Origin of the sequence: Methanolobus mangrovi (genome assembly GCF_031312535.1) — an archaeon.
In the GTDB taxonomy this organism is placed as follows: domain Archaea; phylum Halobacteriota; class Methanosarcinia; order Methanosarcinales; family Methanosarcinaceae; genus Methanolobus; species Methanolobus mangrovi.
In genome coordinates, this window is sequence record NZ_CP133594.1 from 1,728,422 (window position 1) to 1,746,001 (window position 17,580).

Genomic DNA, 17,580 nt, shown 5'->3' on the forward strand with positions numbered 1-17,580 from the left:
TTTAGGGAGTGAGAACATGCCAGACATTACAAGTGTAGTAGACACACTGGATGAAAGAAAGCCATATATAGAACTGAAGCAGGCAAAGAAGAGCAGCGAACTAGCATGCGATAATACATCCATCGCCGGTTCAATGAGCCAGAGAGCCTGTGTGTATTCAGGTGCTCGCGTGGCATTAAATCCTGTGACCGATGCAGTACACCTCGTACACGGTCCAATCGGATGTGCAAGTTACACCTGGGATATCAGGGGTAGCCTGTCAAGTGACAAGGAAACGTTCCGTACCAGTTTCTCAACTGATATGAAGGAACTTGACGTAGTGTTCGGCGGAGAGAAAAAACTCTCAAAGAGCATAGATGAGATCGTTGAGTTATACAACCCTCCGGTCATCTTTGTCTATTCAACCTGTATTGTCGGTATCATCGGAGATGATCTCGAAGCTGTATGTAAGGATGCAAGCGAAAGAGTAGGAATCCCAGTTATACCTGTAAAGTCAGAAGGCTTCAAGGGAACAAAGTCCGATGGATATAAGGCAGCATGCAATGCACTTATGCAGATCATCGGGACAAAGGAACCTGAAATAACCTCTGAATACAGGATCAATATATTTGGCGACTACAATGTAGCAGGAGATGTATGGCTGGTAAAGCCCCTCTTTGAAAAGATGGGAATACAGGTCATCACTTCTATGACAGGAGATGCAACAGTAGATACCATCTCAAAGTCACACGGGGCCCAGTTGAATTTAGTGCAATGCTCAGGTTCCATGACATACCTTGCAAAGTGGATGATGAAGAAGTATGGAATTCCTTTCACCAAGGTGAGTTATTTTGGAATAGAGGATCTTGCAATTGCACTTAGAACAACAGCTGAGTTCTTTGGTTCTGAAGAAATGATGAGAATCGCTGAAGAGATCATTGAAAAGGAAACAGCAAGAATAATGCCCGAGATTCAGGCAATCAGAAACCGGGTTCAGGGAAAGACTGCAGCAATTTACATGGGCGGTGCTGCCAAGGCACTTACACTCATAAAGGGCTTCCGGGAACTTGGAATGGAAGTCGTTATAATAGGTACACAGACTGGAAAGCGGGATGACTACAAGCAGATAAGTTACCAGGTAAAGGACGGAACTGTCATTGTAGATGATGCAAACCCGCTGGAACTTGCTGACCTTCTTGTTAATCAGAAGGCAGACCTGATGGTAGCAGGCGTCAAGGAAAGATTCCTGGCTTATAAGCTTGGAGTCTCTTTCTGTGATTTCAATCATGACAGAGTCATTGAGTTCGAAGGATATGACGGGTTCCTGAACTTCGCAAGGGAAATTGACACTTCAATAAACAGTCCTGTGTGGGGATATGTAAGAAGCAAGCTGGGAGCCGGAACTACGCAAACAAAGGGCACCAGCGAATCTGCTGAACAAAACACAGCAGACTCCAAGAAGGTTGTAGGGGAGAGAAGCAATATGCATGACATTAACATAAATACATTACAGGGGTCTGTGATATGAGCGAACGTAACTATACAACGGTCAACCCCTGTATAATGTGCCAGCCTATCGGCAGCGTGATGGCATTTAAGGGAATAGAAGACTCAATGGTCCTGCTACACGGGTCCCAGGGTTGCAGTACATATATGAGACTGCACCTTGCACACCACTTCAGGGAACCTGTAGACATAGCTTCAAGCTCACTTAGTGAGAAGGGGGCAGTCTATGGTGGAAGCGAGAACCTGAAGAAGGCACTTAAGAACATAATATCACGCTACGACCCAAAGGTTATCGGTGTTTCAACAACATGTCTCGCTGAAACCATCGGAGATGACATTTCCCGTATAATCAGTGAATTCAGGGAAGAAGAAAATATTGGCGATGAAAGGATAATCATCCCTGTGCCAACACCCAGCTATGAAGAAAGCCACAACAGTGGATACATCAAGGCTGTAGAGGCCATTGTCAAGACCTTTACACTGGAAGATTCCAAGAAGGAAATATTCAATAATAAGCTCAATGTCGTGCTTTCAGAGAATATCTCTCCGGAAGATACCAGGGAAATGAAGCACCTTTTCACCAGTATCGTAGGACATAATTCATTCATACTTCTGCCTGACATCTCAGAGACCTTTGATGCACCTATGACCGGAGATCTTCACAAGATCCCTCTTGGTGGAACAACACACTCCGATATTGCAGACATGAAGAATAGTGCAGCAACCATCGGACTGGGGATTACAAACGACAACAGGGCAGTCAATTATCTCGAACAGACATTTGACATCCCCTCACAGAATTTGCCACTTCCCATCGGACTTGAATACACTGACAAGGTGCTGAATGCATTAGCAGAGATATCCGGAATGGAAATACCTGATGAGTTCCAGAAGGAAAGAGGCAGACTCATCGATGCCATGGTGGATGCTCACAAGTATGTTTATGGTACTAAGGTTGCTATCTACGGAGATCCAAACAATGTGCTGGGAATGTTATCCCTTGCACTTGAGAATGGCATGCATCCGATACTTGTGGTTGCTTCCAGCAAGTCACCAAGATTTGCAGAACATGCTATGGAAAGGGTCAATCAGGTAAAGCCAGACTGTGATGTCACAATCCTTGAGGATGTGGACTTTGATACTTTCAATGACGCTGTCAAAAAGGCAAAGCCTCAGATGCTCATTGGAAACTCCAATGGAAAGTACATTGCAAAGGATATGAATATCCCATTAATAAGATTCGGATTCCCTATACACGACAGGGTCGGTGCCCAGAGGACACTGATACTTGGGTATAAGGGAGCAATGCGCATGCTTGACAGGATAACCAATACTATCCTGGATGTTCAGGACGCTGAAATGGCTGCGAAATGGTCTGAACCGGAAAGCTATGTTCCGCTCGGCGAAAGTAGCTTTCACTCCGCAGAAGCGTGAGGAAGATACAAAAGATGTGTGATTGAAATTTGGCAGATTTCTGATACAGAAATGCCAAATTCAATTCTTTTTTTCGATTTTGAGTTTTAGATTCTGAGCGGTTTTCAATATCTGTTTAACGTGAACACCACATCAGTACACCCAGACAACCCGGGGTTCATTCTTAGGCGGTTCTTCAGGTTCCTTTACTGAATACCCGAACACAATAGGTGCAATGACCCTGTAATCAGGTGTTATGCCAAGTTCTTCCAGTATCTCTGGATTATCCTGAATGAAACATCCGGTTCCTACCCAGCAACTGCTGATGCCCATGGAATGTGCTGCAAGCATCATATTCTCAGCACACAGGGAACAATCATAATCTGTGGTAAAACCTGCATTGTGTCCAAGAACGATAATAAGTGCAGGAGCATCGTAGAAGATGTTGAACTCTTCTCTTGCAAGTTCTTTTTTGAATCCCATTGCAGATTCATCGGTCGTCTCTTCCAGTTGTCCCAGAAGACGTGGCTTGCAATGATCGGACATCCTTTTCATCATTTCACGGTTCTTTACCACGACAAAGAACCATGGCTGACTGTTAAAACCGGAAGGAGCATGAATTCCGGCATCGATTATTGTCTTGATGTCTTCGTCACTTACTTCCCTGTCAATATATTCCATGACACTTCTTCGTGTCTTTATATTTTCAATTACGCTGTTTTCTTCCACTCCCATTATAAACACTCCCTATTTTTTTGATTCGAGGAATTCTTTTAGCGATATCTGCATCAGACTGTCAGGGTCATCAACATCCTTATGCACATACATGCCACACCAGCAGCGTTTCATGGCATCATAGTGCTCCCTGTGAAAAGGTATGCATGGACATACAAGTTTCATATCATATTCCCTTTCACCTGTAAGACCCTGGCATGGACAAAAAGGATGTCCTTTCTCCTTCTCGATATTGACCTCCTGCTCAAGCAGGAAATCAACCAATTCCTCATCAGGACTGAATTTGTAACCCAGATGATCCACAACCTTTGCAAACATCGTCCTGAGCTGTTCTTTTCGCTTTTCAGTATCCATTTGAAATCACAACCCCAGTAATTTAGAATACTTATCCGGGTTGTACCCTACAACCACATCCCCACCTATTTTCACAAATGGAAACGACATTTCCGAACCATGTGCCAGACAATCTGCCCTGATAGCTTTTTTAGTACTATCATCTGCCTTATCATAATCTGTATACTCAAATGGAACATCATGTTCCCTGAAGAACTTCTTTGCCCTCATACACCAGGGACAGGTACTGAGGGTGTACATCACAACTTTTTTCATTTGTCTGCACCTTCCAGATTTACAAAAACACTGCCTTCCATAACTTTTATCTCATAGAGAGGGACCTTGATCTCTCTTGCATCAAGGAATTCACCGTTGCGAATATCAAATTTCCAGTCATGACAGGGACATTTGATCACGTATTGTTCAAGAGTTCCCTTTGAAAGAGGACACTCCATATGTGGACATTTATTGGACATTGCAAAAAAGTCACCATCGATCCTGAGAACCAGCACTTTGTTACCTTCGATCAGTAAGGGCTTCTTTTCACCATCATTAAGGTCATCTGCCTTCAATGCAAATATCCAGTTGTTTTCCTGTTTCATAGATATATCCCTGCTACTCACACAAGAACGGAAATACTTCCATCCATCACCTGTGTTTCATATACGTTTACCTTTATCTTGTCTGATGCCACATATGCTCCGGTTCGAAGGTCAAAAGTCCAGCTATGGCAGGAACATTTGATAGAGTGATCCAGAAGAATACCACCCTGAAGAGGACAGTTCATATGAGGACAACGATTCTCAATGGCAAATATTTCCCCGTCAATGCGAATTAGGAGAATTCTTGAACCTCCTACTTCTACTGGTTTCATTTTGCCTTCTTTCACATCATTTTCGCTTGCAGCTACAGTCCATGAAGTCATTCCGATCCTTCCTTTCTCCAGGGTTTAAAGAAGGACAAGTATGTCTCCGCCTTCAATCTTATTCTCGAAGACTGAAAGAGCTTCGTCCTTGTCTCCAAGATACTTACCGGTCCTTATGTCGTATTCCCAACCATGGCATGGGCATTTGAGCACATATTCTTCACTGAAAGTACCTTTTGATAAACGACAGCCCATATGTTTGCATTTCCCAAAGAGGGAATATACTGCATCATTCTTCCTGATCAGAATCACAGGTGTCCCTTTTACCCTTGCAAACTCCATACTGCCTTCTTTAAGATCATCGTCTTTTATAGCAAAGAACCAGGATTTTTCCGGCATTTATATCTCCCATAAATAATCAGGGAGTCAAAAATATAAATAGTTGTCGTGAAATAAAAAAAGAGAGCAAGGTCATTTATGGTTGCTCTTGCATTTGAAAATAGCGATATTCCCTCCAGACAAGGAACATACTCAAAAGAGCAGCCAGCAGATCCGATATTGGAAATGCCATCCATACACCGGTAAGGTCGAAGTAATACGGGAGAAGGATCACCAGTGGAATAAGGAACAATATCTGACGGGACATTGAAAGGAAGAAGGATGGCTTTGCTTTTCCCATTGATTGGAAGAATGTTGTACCAATAACATTCAGACCGATCAACGGACTTGCCAGTACCATTATCCTCAGAGCAGATGCTCCACTGCCGATAAGATCGGCATCGGAGCTGAACATACTAAAGAATGTGCCTGGAAATGCTGAAAGCAAAAGAAAACCTACCAAACCAAAAAAGGTAGTGATCATTAGTGATGTCTTAACAGACTCATTAACTCTTGCATAGTTTTCTGCTCCATAATTATAACCGACAATTGGCTGCAGACCATGAGATATACCTATTATAGGCATAAGAATCAACATAAGTAATTTGATGGCAACACCAAATACTGCTATTGAAAGATCGCCTCCGTAAATTGCAAGTACATTATTTAGTACAAGCATCATGAAACTGTTTGATGCACCCATTACAAAGGAACCAAAACCTATCAATGATATTTCCTTGATCATATTGAATTTTGGAGCAAAATTTGATAATTTGATCTTGACCTGACTCTTCCCACCCAGATAATAATACACTAGATAAAGAGTTCCTGCCAGTTGTGCAAGTACGGTTGCAAGAGCTGCACCTTTTACACCCATGCCAAAACCGAACATTAGTATCGCATCAAGGAAGATGTTCAGTACTCCTGAAAAGACCATGTTGTTCATGGCAACTTTTGAGTTTCCTTCAGCTCTTACAAGATTATTCAACACAAAACCAAAAGTGAATGCCAGTGTACCCTGCAGAATCACAACAGAGTATTCCTTTGCATAGAATAGATTGTCAACAGTAGCACCGAACAGGTTCAGTACTGCATCTACATTAAAGAAAAAGAGGATCTGAAAAATCACACTAAGTATCAGTGTATAGGTAAAGACATTCCCGAGAGTTTTTTCAGCTTTGTTCACATCCCCGGAACCAAGCATACGGGATATCACCGAAGAACCACCTACGCCTATTCCAATGGAAATTGCCATCATAAGCATCTGTAAAGGAAAAGCAACAGCTACACCTGCAATTCCAAGTACACTCTGCTCACCCAATGCCCTTCCAACAAAGAATGTGTCCACCAGGTTATAGAATGCCTGTACAAGAAGTCCTATTATAGCAGGCGTTGATAGTTTCCACAATAGCTTATTAATGCTCTCCGTACCTAAAAACTCACTTTTATTGTTCATGACGTTATCCTGATATCAAGTAATCATTTTTCATTTCTTTTTTATGACTGTCTGTCAAATTCCATAAGGGTATTTTTTGTTTTATCGAGAAGCTTTCTGAATATCTGTTCCTCTTCATCTGACAGGTCTGAAAGCAGAATTCCATTCCATTCCTGAAGAGCAGCGTTTATCGCCGGAACAACTTCCCTGCCTTTGTCCGAGATAAAAACCCGATATATGCGTTTATCATTCTCATCCCTCTCACGATAGACATAGCCTTCTTTTTCAAGTGCCGTAATGACCCTGGTTGCCGTAGCTTTGCTAAACATAAGATAGCGTGCCAGACTTTCCTGAGAACAACCGTCTTTATGAGAGAGAGTCAGCAGGAATGCAAACATTGGACCTTTCAGCTTGTATGATTCAAGCGCATTCTCGATGTAATGGTGATTGTGCGAAAAGATGTATGCGATCTTAGCACCGATTCTTTCAGACTGCTTCATATTATTCCCTTTTAATTAGTTTCATGTGAAACTAAATAGTTTAATGTGAAACTAATATATAAAGGTAATTGGAAAAGGAAAGAAAAGAAAAATAGAGAAATGCTCAGTTGTAACTGGAAGGTGTATCTTCCCAGTTATCCGGAGCATCTTCTGTTCCTGAACTCAAGTCCATGAAGTATTCATTGTTGTAATAGTACCATAATTCTATGACAGAGTATCCTTCATCCTGGAAATAATTGAAATCTATATCCTCATAGTCATCAGGATAGATCACTTCTTCCTCGTCATCATCGTAGTATGGACCAACTGTAGCATCCACAGGGAACCATTCTCCGTCCTCGTAGACCTCAACCCATGCATGTCCACCGGTACTGCCGTCAAAATTCACAAGGCCTATTGCAACTCTAACATCGCTCTCATCATATTCACCGGAGCCTATAAGCAGTGATGCCAGAGTGTTGGCCTGGTCTTCACAGTCACTTACTATTTCACCAGGAACCGGGTTTGAATCATAATCCGGAGTTTTCTCAAGGAACTCAGTTGGGGTCAACCATTCTTCCTGTTGTCCATTCAGTGTACTGTCAGATACCCATATCCACTGAACTGCAGCCTCATAGATCTCATCCTCATTATCGAGATTTTCATCATCAAGATAATCCTGAACCGCATCTACATATGGAGTTACATATTCCTGGAACTCTGAGACATCTGTTACTGAGAATGTGTTATCCTGCAGGAAATCCCTAAGTTCTTCCCTGTCCGTCATTCCCTGTTGCATTCTTGGAACAGGCCCTATAGGAACATTCTGGCCAGGCATGTTTGAAGGAGCAGTATTCATTCCATCCTGTTGACCCTGTTGCCTCATATTCTGCATATCCTGATTTTGCATATTATTCTGCAGGGCTTGAGGAGTATGCATGTTTTGTGCATTCATCTGATTCTGGCCAAATCCTAATCTCCGGGCCATATTGGAATTAAAGAACTGCTGACTGGTCACATAGCATATTTGCTGGGCTTTAGCCTGCATTCGACCTGAAACACCATCCCCTATGGAAACAGAAGAAAAGAATAGAGTCGAATCGTCATTTTCAGCAGCTACACAATAGGCCGAGAACATCAATGTCAGTGCCATTATAGTCGACAGTACCAGTTTCTTCATAGTATTTCACCTTATTTTGCATATACTATCCTCTATTCAATCAATTATATCCATTTTATTTCATTAGTAAACCCATATTCCCGATATTAAAAAAGGATCATATGAAGTACCCCCATAGCTTCATATGAAACCTGCCAAGTCCTTTCAGGAGAGGAACTTTATTCGTATCTCAGTGCGTCAACCGGCCTCATCTTCGATGCGTTGTATGCAGGGACAATACCTGACAGCACTCCAATGACCACTGCGATGGAGATTCCCATTAGCATAAGGTCAGGAGCTATCGTCGAACCCATGGATGAACGCATCATAGATATTCCAAGGTACGGAAGCAGAGATGTTAACACAAGACTCAGCACTATACCGAGCACACCTCCTACAAAACCCACCAGTGCCGAGTTAAACAGGAATATCATCAGAATATCCTTGTTCTTGGCACCAATGGCCTTCATAGTACCGATCTCCTTGGTCTTTTCCATCACAGAGGTGAACATTGTGTTGGCAATCCCCACAGAACCTACAACAAGTGATACACCTGCTATGGCTCCCAGGAAGATAGTCATGGATTCCATCATTTCACTGGCCGATTCTGCCTGCGAAAGTGAATCAGATACACTGAAGTCCCTGTCATCATCGTTGGCAATGTGCCTGGATATCAGGAGCTTCTCTTCGATCTCATCAACTACTGTCTCGACGTTGTCGACACCATCCACCTTTACAACGATCTTGTCGTATACATCCTGTTCAGCATCATCAATGATATCCACTGCTGAGTCTATCGGCATGATGATCGCATTATCACTTTCACCGTCTGCCAGTATACCTACAACTCTGTAGGATTTGCCTTCGATAGCAAGCACACGGTTCAGGCCGACCTCCTGATCGTACATGTCATGGGCAATTCCGTAACCAATGACCACGACGTTATTGTCGGTGGCTTCCAGCAATCTGCCGGATTCCAGTTCATAGGTAACAGTATACTGCCATACCTGTGGATCGACCCCGGTCACAGAGAGATCAGCAGTCTTACCCATAAAGTAAACTTCCAGATCACTGCCAGATATCTGACCATAGATGTAATCGATATTCTCGACCAGTTTTATCGCCATGATGTCCTTATCTGTCAGTTCTGCATCATCTGAGGAATAACTGCTGCCCCCCATGCCAGGAGGACCGCCGCCGCCAAATCCTGACATGGCCTTGGTATAGCCAGGACTGACCTGAACCAATGTAAGGTCCATGTCAGCAAACCTTTCTTCCATATCTGCAGACATGCTATCACTCAGCGCCATGATAGTGACGACCGAACCTACACCGATGACAATACCTATTATAGTGAGCCAGCTTCTGATCTTACTGTGGATCAGGATGTTCGTAGCAAGCTTTAGATAGGTACTTCGTCTCATCTCTTTTCCTTCTTCAAGATCTTACCTTTAAGGTTCTTAATCTCAACACTCAGAGGTTCATAGGTACCTGCTTTCATCATTTTCTTTTTTCTGTAGTTCAATCCTGCAACTACAACTATCAGGAGTGCAGCACCATACAACAAGTAACTGTTACTCGATGAAGAGCTTTGACCTCCGGGCCCTCCTGCACCTATTGTCATGGTTCCTCCGGTCAGTTCTTCTATCTGAACTGCCTTCTCAACAGAGTGCCTCTGGCCTACAGAATCAGTGTACTCGATAGTGACAAGAAGCTCATTTTTAGCTTCCATTTCTTCCTGCATAGCTTCCATATCCTCTTCTGTCATTTCAGAAGGTTCAGCTTGAGCCGTACCGGTTGAATCCTCAGCCATTGATGGCATTGTATTGGTCTGGGATATGGAGAATGAAGTGATGGTATAGTCACCTTTTTCGAGGTTACCTACTATAGTAGAGGTACTTCCTGTAGCCTGGAAATTATCCTGCTCAGGTATCGACACCTTAACGGAGTAAGCCTCATTGTTACCTACGTTTGCAAGAGACAGGGACACTTCACCTTCATCGCTCTCAGAGTAACTCAGATCGAAATCTGTGCTGCCTCCGACAAACAGGCCTGCTTTGGTCTCAATGGTGTTGGTGTTTGAATCATAATCCTCGAATTCAAGAGTAATGTCAAGCTGATACAATCCCGGATCTGCATTCACATCTGCCATTACAGAGTATGCTATATTTGCTGATTCTCCGACACCAAGATAGCTTATGTACTTGGTATTAGAGGAGTAAACTGGCAGGATAACACCAGTTGACTCGTCCCATGAAACAGCCATATTCTTGAGTGGGGAACTGCCAGTGTTAGTAATAACGAACTCTATTGGTTCCACGGTTGCAACATCGATATTTGATTCGCTTATGGTGACGACCTGTGCATACTCTTTACCCTGTATATCTACGGAGACTGTTGTTGATACACTTGAATCGGTATCACTGTCGCTGACAACTATATCTACATCATAGCTGTCCTCTGCAACATCCGCATCAACCTTCATTTTGAATTTTAGAAGGGTTGCATCATCATCATCCTGACGGGCTTCAAGGAATGATATTTTTTTGCTCAGGGATTCACCGGATATCTCAGTAAATGGGTATTCCGGGTCTATTGAGACCACTATGTCTGTGAGGTCCTTACTTCCTACATTCTGGACACTGACGGTAAGTTCTACTGTTTCACCTGGCCTTGCAGGGCTTGGACTCTGGGTCATCAGATCCACCTGTACACCGGATACGCTGGCAGAGATATCTGCCGATGCTGCTGTTATAGGTAGGACCAATACTAACATCAATAATAAAATTCGTCTCATTTTTATCACATTGCTTCACGGTTCTTAATCTCTATACTGTCGACCATTCCATCTTTAATATGAACCACACGATCTGCATATTTTGTAAGTTCAGGATCGTGGGTGATCATTATGATTGTTTTACCTTCTTTTTGGTGAAGGTTGCTTAAAAATTCAAGAATGTAATTTCCTGTTTCACTATCCAGGTTTCCTGTAGGTTCGTCTGCAAGGATGACTTTGGGATCTACTGCCAGAGACCTTGCGATTGCAACTCTCTGCCTCTGGCCACCGGATAATTGTGAAGGGAGATTGTATTTTTTGTCACTGAGAGAAACGATATCCAGAAGTGTTTCTGCTCTCTTCCATGAATCATCTGGGTCAGCTTCCTGGAATTCAAGAGGAAGCATAACGTTTTCGATTGTGTTCAAAGTTGGTAGCAGATTGAATGTCTGGAAGATGAAACCAATCAACTGGCCCCTGATCTGGGCAAGCTCTGATTCTTTCATCTGGGCAATGTTCCTGTTGTTAAGTTCGACAACACCCTTGCTTGGAATATCAAGACAGCCGAGCAAGTTCATCATTGTACTCTTTCCGCTTCCGCTTGGACCGAGTATAACTACAAATTCACCATGTAATATTTCCAGGTCAACTCCTTTAAGAGCCGCAAATTCGACTTCTCCCATCTTGTATATCTTCCACACATCAGTAAGACGCATGAGAGTATCCGGTTCATCGTTTGATGGTTTTTTGTTTACATTATTAAGATTCTCGTCCATGATTACCTCAATATTCTATTCCTGAATAATTTAGATATTATATTATAATGATAAGACAATAGAAATCTGCATAAATCCGATATTCATGCCTGTTTACAATCCCCTCAGGACTTCTTTTTCGCCTATTGGAGATATTTTTAACAACCTACCAATCTGTTCCGGACTCAGTTTGCCAGACAAAGGGGAGAAAATATACTCTGTTTCAGGTTGATTCTTCTCATCCATTTTTGAATTATAGACATCGAATCCTGCGAGCTGAACCTGTGTATCATTTGTATCTTTCATTTTTGATCTCCAGATTCGAATAAGAGACACCCGACGGATAGGTGATAGGTGTCTCTTAGACGAGGGGTTGTTGGTTGTTGGTACGTTGATGGCACCAGGCTGGATGTGGTTGGGGGGTTAGGTGCCACCTCGTTTGGGTGGTACCCACCAGGAATATTAACTGGTAGGCAATCCATCAATTAGCCAGTTTTAAATAAAAGCATACTTACTTTGAAAAGACAAAAAATAAGCAAATTTTGAAAAATAAAGCTTTATAGAGATTCCAATACCAATAATACAGTTTATAGACCATCTAAAAGCTTATCCTAAATATAAAATAACCTTAAAACGTTTTAAAATAGATAATATGAACTATTACAGGCAAGAGATAGTTTGTTTTATAGAAAAAAGATCCATGGAAAATACCATGATTAAAATTCAAAGAGGATGATCACTCATCCGATTCCACAAGGAAAAGGACATTTCCACGTCCCTTCTTAAATTTTTGGATCTTACCCCGCTTTTCAAGGTCAAGAAGCATGAGACTGACCTTACCTTCAGAGTACTTCAGGCGCTTACGCATATCTTTTTGCGTCATCCTTCCACCCTGGGTCTTCAGAATATCCAGAATCTCCTGAAGATCTGCAGGTACGGGTTCATCGGGATTAATTGGTGCAGCATTAAGTGGTTCTCTTTCGGACTCCACTGAAGATGTGATTCCAGGTTCATCCAATATTTCAGTTATTGTTTCTTCCCTGTCTTCTTCTAATGCCATATCCTGTACTTCTTCCCTGATCATTTCAGCAGCATCTCCGGTAACTACATGTGACACATGAGAAGTTTCGTCATCATTCTCGTCTTCCTTTATTGGCTTTAATGCCGGAGATCTTTGTGGCCTCTGTTTCATCTGATATGCCAGCAGGACCAAAAGAATGATAACAACAAATATGGAGCCAAAAATAAGTGAACTTGCGTTAGCCACCGGAGAAGAGGATTCAGTTTCGACATCCGTGACAGAAGAAGCTGTATCGTCCGAGCTGGAATAAGAAGGCAACAACAGCAGGTCCAGAACATAACTGCCTTCATCTGAAACTGTAATAATGTCTTCCGCATAATAGGTTAGCTGATCATCCTCATAATAACTTGCAGTGATGTGATACGTACCATTTGTTAATTCGAAAGAGTAAACGCCGTACTTGGCCACCATTGACTGGGCAGGAGTGGAATTTACCTCGATTATTGCATTGTCAAGGGGTTCGAATGTGCTCCATTCATAAGCTACGCCATGTACAGTTGCAATACCTGAAGCTCCGGCAAGTCCTGATAAAAGCAGGATAATAGCAATACAACCGATGCAGGATATTACTTTCATGTCACAACCCTAAACCTAATATTTCTGGTATATCAATCACTCTCAAATATTGACTTTATCCAGACACTTTCGTTTTCTTTAAAGGTACCATAATCGAAATAATAAGTCCCGTTTCCGACAAGCTCAGCTTCCCCCGTACCTGTTGCTACAAGACTGATATTATCATCCATTATCGCAACGGAAAATGATGATCCGGATAAAGACACATTACCTGTAACTTCTACATATGAGACCATTTTTTGTGGCATCATCAAGTCAGGAGCTTCACCCCTTTCAGGTATGACTTCCTGCTTATATTCATGCTCCATATCTATTGCTACATCTCTTGCAAAATCAATTACGGAGAACTTTCCATCAGACAGGAAAAAGCTAACATCAATATCTCCGGCCAATATGGCTACACCACTACCTTCAGCAACCAGGCTGCTATTGTCAGATATGCCTACCGGACCGGTAAGATATGTTCTTACCTTATCGAATATGGGTTTAAGTTCTGAATTTGCACGAACGATATTTTCCCTTGATAATTTGAGATATTGCTGCTCATCTGAGCTTACTGATGAATTTTCTGCCAGTGAAAGATATTTTTTGGCCTCTGATACAAGAAAAGCGTAATTGTCCACCATCTGTCCGAGTTCTCTGACATCTTTACCTTCCTGATTCAGACGTGCAACAGCTCCATCCAGACGTATTACCATTTCCTCTGACTTCTCAATATTATCTGCAAGAAAGAACTTCTCATCCACAGGAGAAGTATACGGAACTATGTACAGAATTGCTCTTTCACCCTTATAAGGCTCTTTCATGTCAAAAGGAGGGATGAACAATACATCAGATTGTTCCTGTCTTTCATCAGGATATTGTTGCATAAGCCCCGAATCCGTCATGCCAGAAATAACAACGAGCAGCATGAGGAATATCAACACTATGAGAGGCATCTTTTTCATTGAAGATCACATCTTTGGGAGTATAAACAATAATTACGCATATCCTATTCTAAGACAGATAACAGATATTCATGCATCTTAAACGTTTTCTTCATTTAATATATTCCATGTATATTTAAATGCATGCTCTTTGCTAAGGAATTAACATACATTCTGACATCGGACAATATGCCAATTGGAATATTGAAGAAATAAAACCGCGAGTAATTACTTGAAAAGTAAGAGGAACAAGAGAGGATCAAGTAAGCAAACTACCCACGGTTCTATAAAGGAAATTTGGCCTTATTAATAATTCACCATTTGAAATCCTTTTTGGATATGGACATATTGTCACCAAATGGAGAGATTCTTGACAAACGACCCATCTGTTCAGGAGTCAATTTACTGATGAGACCTGAAGCAATGTAATATCTATCAGGATAGAGTGCCTGGGCACGGGTTGCTTCCTGAAGCCTTGATTCAATGAATTGTTTTAACGAATCAGTCATATCTTCCATTTGATCACCTGTATCGGTCAAGAGATGCCTTGATTGCAGGCACCTCTTAAACGAGTGGGGGGTTGTTGGTACAATGGCGGCACCTGGCTGGATGTGGTTATGTATTTGGTGCCACTGGGTTGGGGGTGGTGTCTGCCACCATTTTATTGTTGACAGACAATTCCTCCATTAGCACTTTTAAATAAAAGGATACTTGCTGAGAAAGAGATGATATCTGGTAAAAACGAATAATAAAACTTTATAGGCACTTTTATCAGAGAAATAGACCATAAAATACAACAGAATACTTATCTAAATTCAATTGAACTTTTATTATACAAAATACTGCATTATAAACAGGTAACGTTTCCATAAATCACTCTTCCAATCCTGTCAAAAACAGGATGTTTCCACGCCCTTTCCTGATCTTTCGTATGTCGCCCCTTTTTTCAAGATCAAGAAGCATAACACTTACCTTGCCTTCTGAGTAAACAAGAAACTTACGTAACTCCCTTTGGGACATGGTACCCCCATGGGATTTCAGGATATCAAGTATTTCCTTATGCTGGGTTGACAGTGGTTCTGGTATATGGACCATATCTTTGGGGGGATGTTCATCTTCATGAACAATTGAATGGAATATATTTTCATGAAATTGAGATTTTAATTGCTCCGGAAATGCAGCCTTTTCTTTTGGAGATGAAACTTTAACAGGAGAAGCAGAAAATGCATATTTAAGATTGTGCTTTATATGAGGCTCTGTTAGTGGTTTCTTCCTTATTTGATAAAACAATGAAACAACAAGGATTAACATAATAACAACAGAGACAGCGAGCAGAGAAACTGATAATGATACTTTTGCAGAATCAATATATTCTTCCGCAGGGGTAGGGGAATAAGAAGGTAAGAGTAACAGGTCTACTACATAATTCCCCTCATCCAGTACGGTTATCACATCTTCCCCGTAATATGTAAGCTGATCACCTTCATAATAACTGGCAGTGATGCGATAGGTACCCTTGGGTAATTCGAATGAGTAGATGCCATATTTTGCAACAATTGATTGCACCGGAGTGGAATTTACCTCGATTATCGTATTAGCCAGAGGATCGAATGTATTCCACTCATAAGCTACGCCATGAACAGTTGCAACATATTCAGCAGAAGCAATTCCTGAAAAAAGTAAAATGATGGCGATGCAACCTGCACAATATGTAATTCTCATGTCACATTACCATATATGCACATCTCAATCAATATCAAATATTGGAGAGATCCAGGTTCCTTCTTTACCCATGGTGGCGTTATCCAGATAATAGGAACCATTGCCATATAATTCAGCTTCTCCAGTGCCTTTTACAAGAAGACTTACATCATCATCACTCATGATAGCTACAGTAAGCTCTGAACCAGAGAGGGTCACATTACCCCGGACATCAACATAGGAATACAACTTTTGTGTCTTTTCAGGGTCAACTGATGGAATTGCCCTCTCCAACACGATTTCAGGACTATATATTTCATCTGTCGAAATATGTAGATCTCCTGCATAATCAACTACTGAAAACTTGCCCATAGAGAAACTAAGATCTATATCAAGGTCACCCGATAATATAACAATTCCACTTCCGTTAACATTCAAGCTATCGTTTCCGGATATACTGACAGGTCCGGGAAGATATGTTTGCATCTTATCAAAAATACCTTTCAGCTCAGAATTTGCAAGAATTATCTTATCTCTTGATAACGCAAGATATTTCTGTTCATCTGAAAGCGAAGTAGATGCATCAGCCTTTGAAAGATAATCTTTTGCCTCGGATACGAGCAAAGCATAATCATCAACCATCTGTTCAAGTTCCTGAACATCGTTACCTTCTTCATTCAGTCGCACAATCGTACTATCAAGACGCTCTACCATTTCATCTGATTTTTTGATGTTGTCTGCAAGAAAAATACTTTCGTCTTTTGGAGCAGGTTTGTCACCTGACGCAAAAGATGGATTGTCATCGGATAAGTCCTTGCTTATATAATCAGGCTGTGAGAACAATAGACCATGGTGTTCCCCATGAACATCAGAGTTCCTGACTGAATCAATAAACCCGGAGATCAATACGATAACTATGAGGGACATTATTAGTACAAGTGGCATTTTTTTCATTGGCTATCACACCTCAATCGAATGCTCCCATATAATTTCATTTCTTAATACGAGTAAACGTATTACTACGAATCCTGACGTTTTTCTCATATTACACAGGAAAGGGAGATTTAAATATAAACATACTTTAGTGTGAAGATATATTTTGAAAAAACAAAGATAGATACTAGCTTTTTACTCTTTATGAAGCTTTTTTAATACAGGAATTATTCAATAACATGGTATTAAGATTGTAAATCATTTAAATACTGATTATACGAGCTATTTACTGATATTATGCCATAATTCAATACAAGAAAAACAATATTTTCAAATTAAATATCCGGTTTCTCTTTGTTAGTCTATCAACCCATCATCACGAATACGGCATAATTAATTTACCAAAAAAATGATTTTAGTATCGTTTTATTTGCGGCTCTGCCGGAAAGTCTCACGCCATGGACTGTCACAGGAAGAAATATAATTATTCATTTAAGTTGTTCAAAGGTTGTCTGCAAACCTAAACCTTTATTGAAGCTTTATTTTCAAT

At 41.3% G+C, this 17,580-nt stretch carries 20 protein-coding genes; 2 read left to right on the top strand and 18 right to left on the bottom strand.

The window, feature by feature from the left end:
- Positions 1-16 precede the first annotated feature (16 nt).
- Both nifE and RE476_RS08240 read left to right on the top strand, forming a co-directional pair.
- Positions 17-1,507 (top strand): nitrogenase iron-molybdenum cofactor biosynthesis protein NifE, encoded by a 1,491-nt coding sequence (gene nifE / locus RE476_RS08235; RefSeq protein WP_309307178.1) that lies wholly within the window; start codon positions 17-19, stop codon positions 1,505-1,507.
- Complete coding sequence (locus RE476_RS08240; RefSeq protein ID WP_309307179.1) at positions 1,504-2,919, top strand: nitrogenase component 1; 1,416 nt, start codon at positions 1,504-1,506, stop codon at positions 2,917-2,919. The genes nifE and RE476_RS08240 overlap by 4 nt, the downstream gene beginning before the upstream one ends.
- Positions 2,920-3,051: 132 nt before the next feature.
- Here the strand turns inward: RE476_RS08240 and RE476_RS08245 are convergent, their stop codons facing one another.
- The 18 genes from RE476_RS08245 to RE476_RS08330 all read right to left on the bottom strand — a co-directional run bounded on the left by RE476_RS08245 (position 3,052) and on the right by RE476_RS08330 (position 17,051).
- Positions 3,052-3,633 (bottom strand): nitroreductase family protein, encoded by a 582-nt coding sequence (locus RE476_RS08245; RefSeq protein WP_309307180.1) that lies wholly within the window; start codon positions 3,631-3,633, stop codon positions 3,052-3,054.
- 12 nt (positions 3,634-3,645) lie between these two features.
- Positions 3,646-3,987, bottom strand: coding sequence for a ferredoxin-thioredoxin reductase catalytic domain-containing protein (locus RE476_RS08250; RefSeq protein WP_309307181.1), 342 nt, complete (start codon positions 3,985-3,987; stop codon positions 3,646-3,648).
- A 6-nt stretch (positions 3,988-3,993) separates the two neighbouring features.
- Positions 3,994-4,242, bottom strand: a complete 249-nt coding sequence (locus tag RE476_RS08255) for a glutaredoxin family protein (RefSeq protein WP_309307182.1) — start codon at positions 4,240-4,242, stop codon at positions 3,994-3,996.
- A complete protein-coding gene (locus RE476_RS08260; protein ID WP_309307183.1) occupies positions 4,239-4,568 on the bottom strand; it encodes a Rieske (2Fe-2S) protein in 330 nt (109 codons plus the stop codon). Before RE476_RS08260 ends, RE476_RS08255 begins: the two co-directional genes overlap by 4 nt.
- Positions 4,569-4,585: 17 nt before the next feature.
- Positions 4,586-4,891 carry a Rieske (2Fe-2S) protein gene (locus RE476_RS08265; protein ID WP_309307184.1) on the bottom strand — a complete coding sequence of 102 codons (306 nt, stop codon included), beginning with the start codon at positions 4,889-4,891 and terminating at the stop codon, positions 4,586-4,588.
- Between the two features lie 24 nt (positions 4,892-4,915).
- Positions 4,916-5,230, bottom strand: a complete 315-nt coding sequence (locus tag RE476_RS08270) for a Rieske (2Fe-2S) protein (RefSeq protein WP_309307185.1) — start codon at positions 5,228-5,230, stop codon at positions 4,916-4,918.
- Positions 5,231-5,306: 76 nt separating this feature from the next.
- Complete coding sequence (locus RE476_RS08275; RefSeq protein WP_309307186.1) at positions 5,307-6,665, bottom strand: MATE family efflux transporter; 1,359 nt, start codon at positions 6,663-6,665, stop codon at positions 5,307-5,309.
- Between the two features lie 41 nt (positions 6,666-6,706).
- A complete protein-coding gene (locus tag RE476_RS08280; RefSeq protein ID WP_309307187.1) occupies positions 6,707-7,144 on the bottom strand; it encodes a MarR family winged helix-turn-helix transcriptional regulator in 438 nt (145 codons plus the stop codon).
- A gap of 103 nt (positions 7,145-7,247) precedes the next feature.
- Complete coding sequence (locus tag RE476_RS08285; RefSeq protein ID WP_309307188.1) at positions 7,248-8,303, bottom strand: hypothetical protein; 1,056 nt, start codon at positions 8,301-8,303, stop codon at positions 7,248-7,250.
- A gap of 158 nt (positions 8,304-8,461) precedes the next feature.
- The gene (locus RE476_RS08290) at positions 8,462-9,706 is read right to left on the bottom strand and encodes an ABC transporter permease (protein ID WP_309307189.1); all 1,245 of its coding nucleotides are present in this window, start codon (positions 9,704-9,706) and stop codon (positions 8,462-8,464) included.
- Positions 9,703-11,058 (bottom strand): COG1361 S-layer family protein, encoded by a 1,356-nt coding sequence (locus RE476_RS08295; RefSeq protein WP_309307190.1) that lies wholly within the window; start codon positions 11,056-11,058, stop codon positions 9,703-9,705. The genes RE476_RS08290 and RE476_RS08295 overlap by 4 nt, the downstream gene beginning before the upstream one ends.
- Before the next feature lie 26 nt (positions 11,059-11,084).
- Complete coding sequence (locus RE476_RS08300; RefSeq protein ID WP_309307191.1) at positions 11,085-11,834, bottom strand: ABC transporter ATP-binding protein; 750 nt, start codon at positions 11,832-11,834, stop codon at positions 11,085-11,087.
- A gap of 93 nt (positions 11,835-11,927) precedes the next feature.
- Complete coding sequence (locus RE476_RS08305; RefSeq protein WP_309307192.1) at positions 11,928-12,119, bottom strand: hypothetical protein; 192 nt, start codon at positions 12,117-12,119, stop codon at positions 11,928-11,930.
- Positions 12,120-12,549: 430 nt separating this feature from the next.
- Positions 12,550-13,470 (bottom strand): helix-turn-helix transcriptional regulator, encoded by a 921-nt coding sequence (locus RE476_RS08310; RefSeq protein ID WP_309307193.1) that lies wholly within the window; start codon positions 13,468-13,470, stop codon positions 12,550-12,552.
- 32 nt (positions 13,471-13,502) lie between these two features.
- Positions 13,503-14,417, bottom strand: a complete 915-nt coding sequence (locus RE476_RS08315) for a hypothetical protein (RefSeq protein ID WP_309307194.1) — start codon at positions 14,415-14,417, stop codon at positions 13,503-13,505.
- Positions 14,418-14,710: 293 nt separating this feature from the next.
- Positions 14,711-14,914: a hypothetical protein gene (locus RE476_RS08320; protein ID WP_309307195.1), complete on the bottom strand. Its 204-nt coding sequence runs from the start codon at positions 14,912-14,914 to the stop codon at positions 14,711-14,713.
- Positions 14,915-15,269: 355 nt separating this feature from the next.
- Complete coding sequence (locus tag RE476_RS08325) at positions 15,270-16,118, bottom strand: helix-turn-helix transcriptional regulator (protein ID WP_309307196.1); 849 nt, start codon at positions 16,116-16,118, stop codon at positions 15,270-15,272.
- Between the two features lie 24 nt (positions 16,119-16,142).
- Positions 16,143-17,051 (bottom strand): hypothetical protein, encoded by a 909-nt coding sequence (locus RE476_RS08330; RefSeq protein ID WP_309307197.1) that lies wholly within the window; start codon positions 17,049-17,051, stop codon positions 16,143-16,145.
- Between the last annotated feature and the right edge of the window lie 529 nt (positions 17,052-17,580).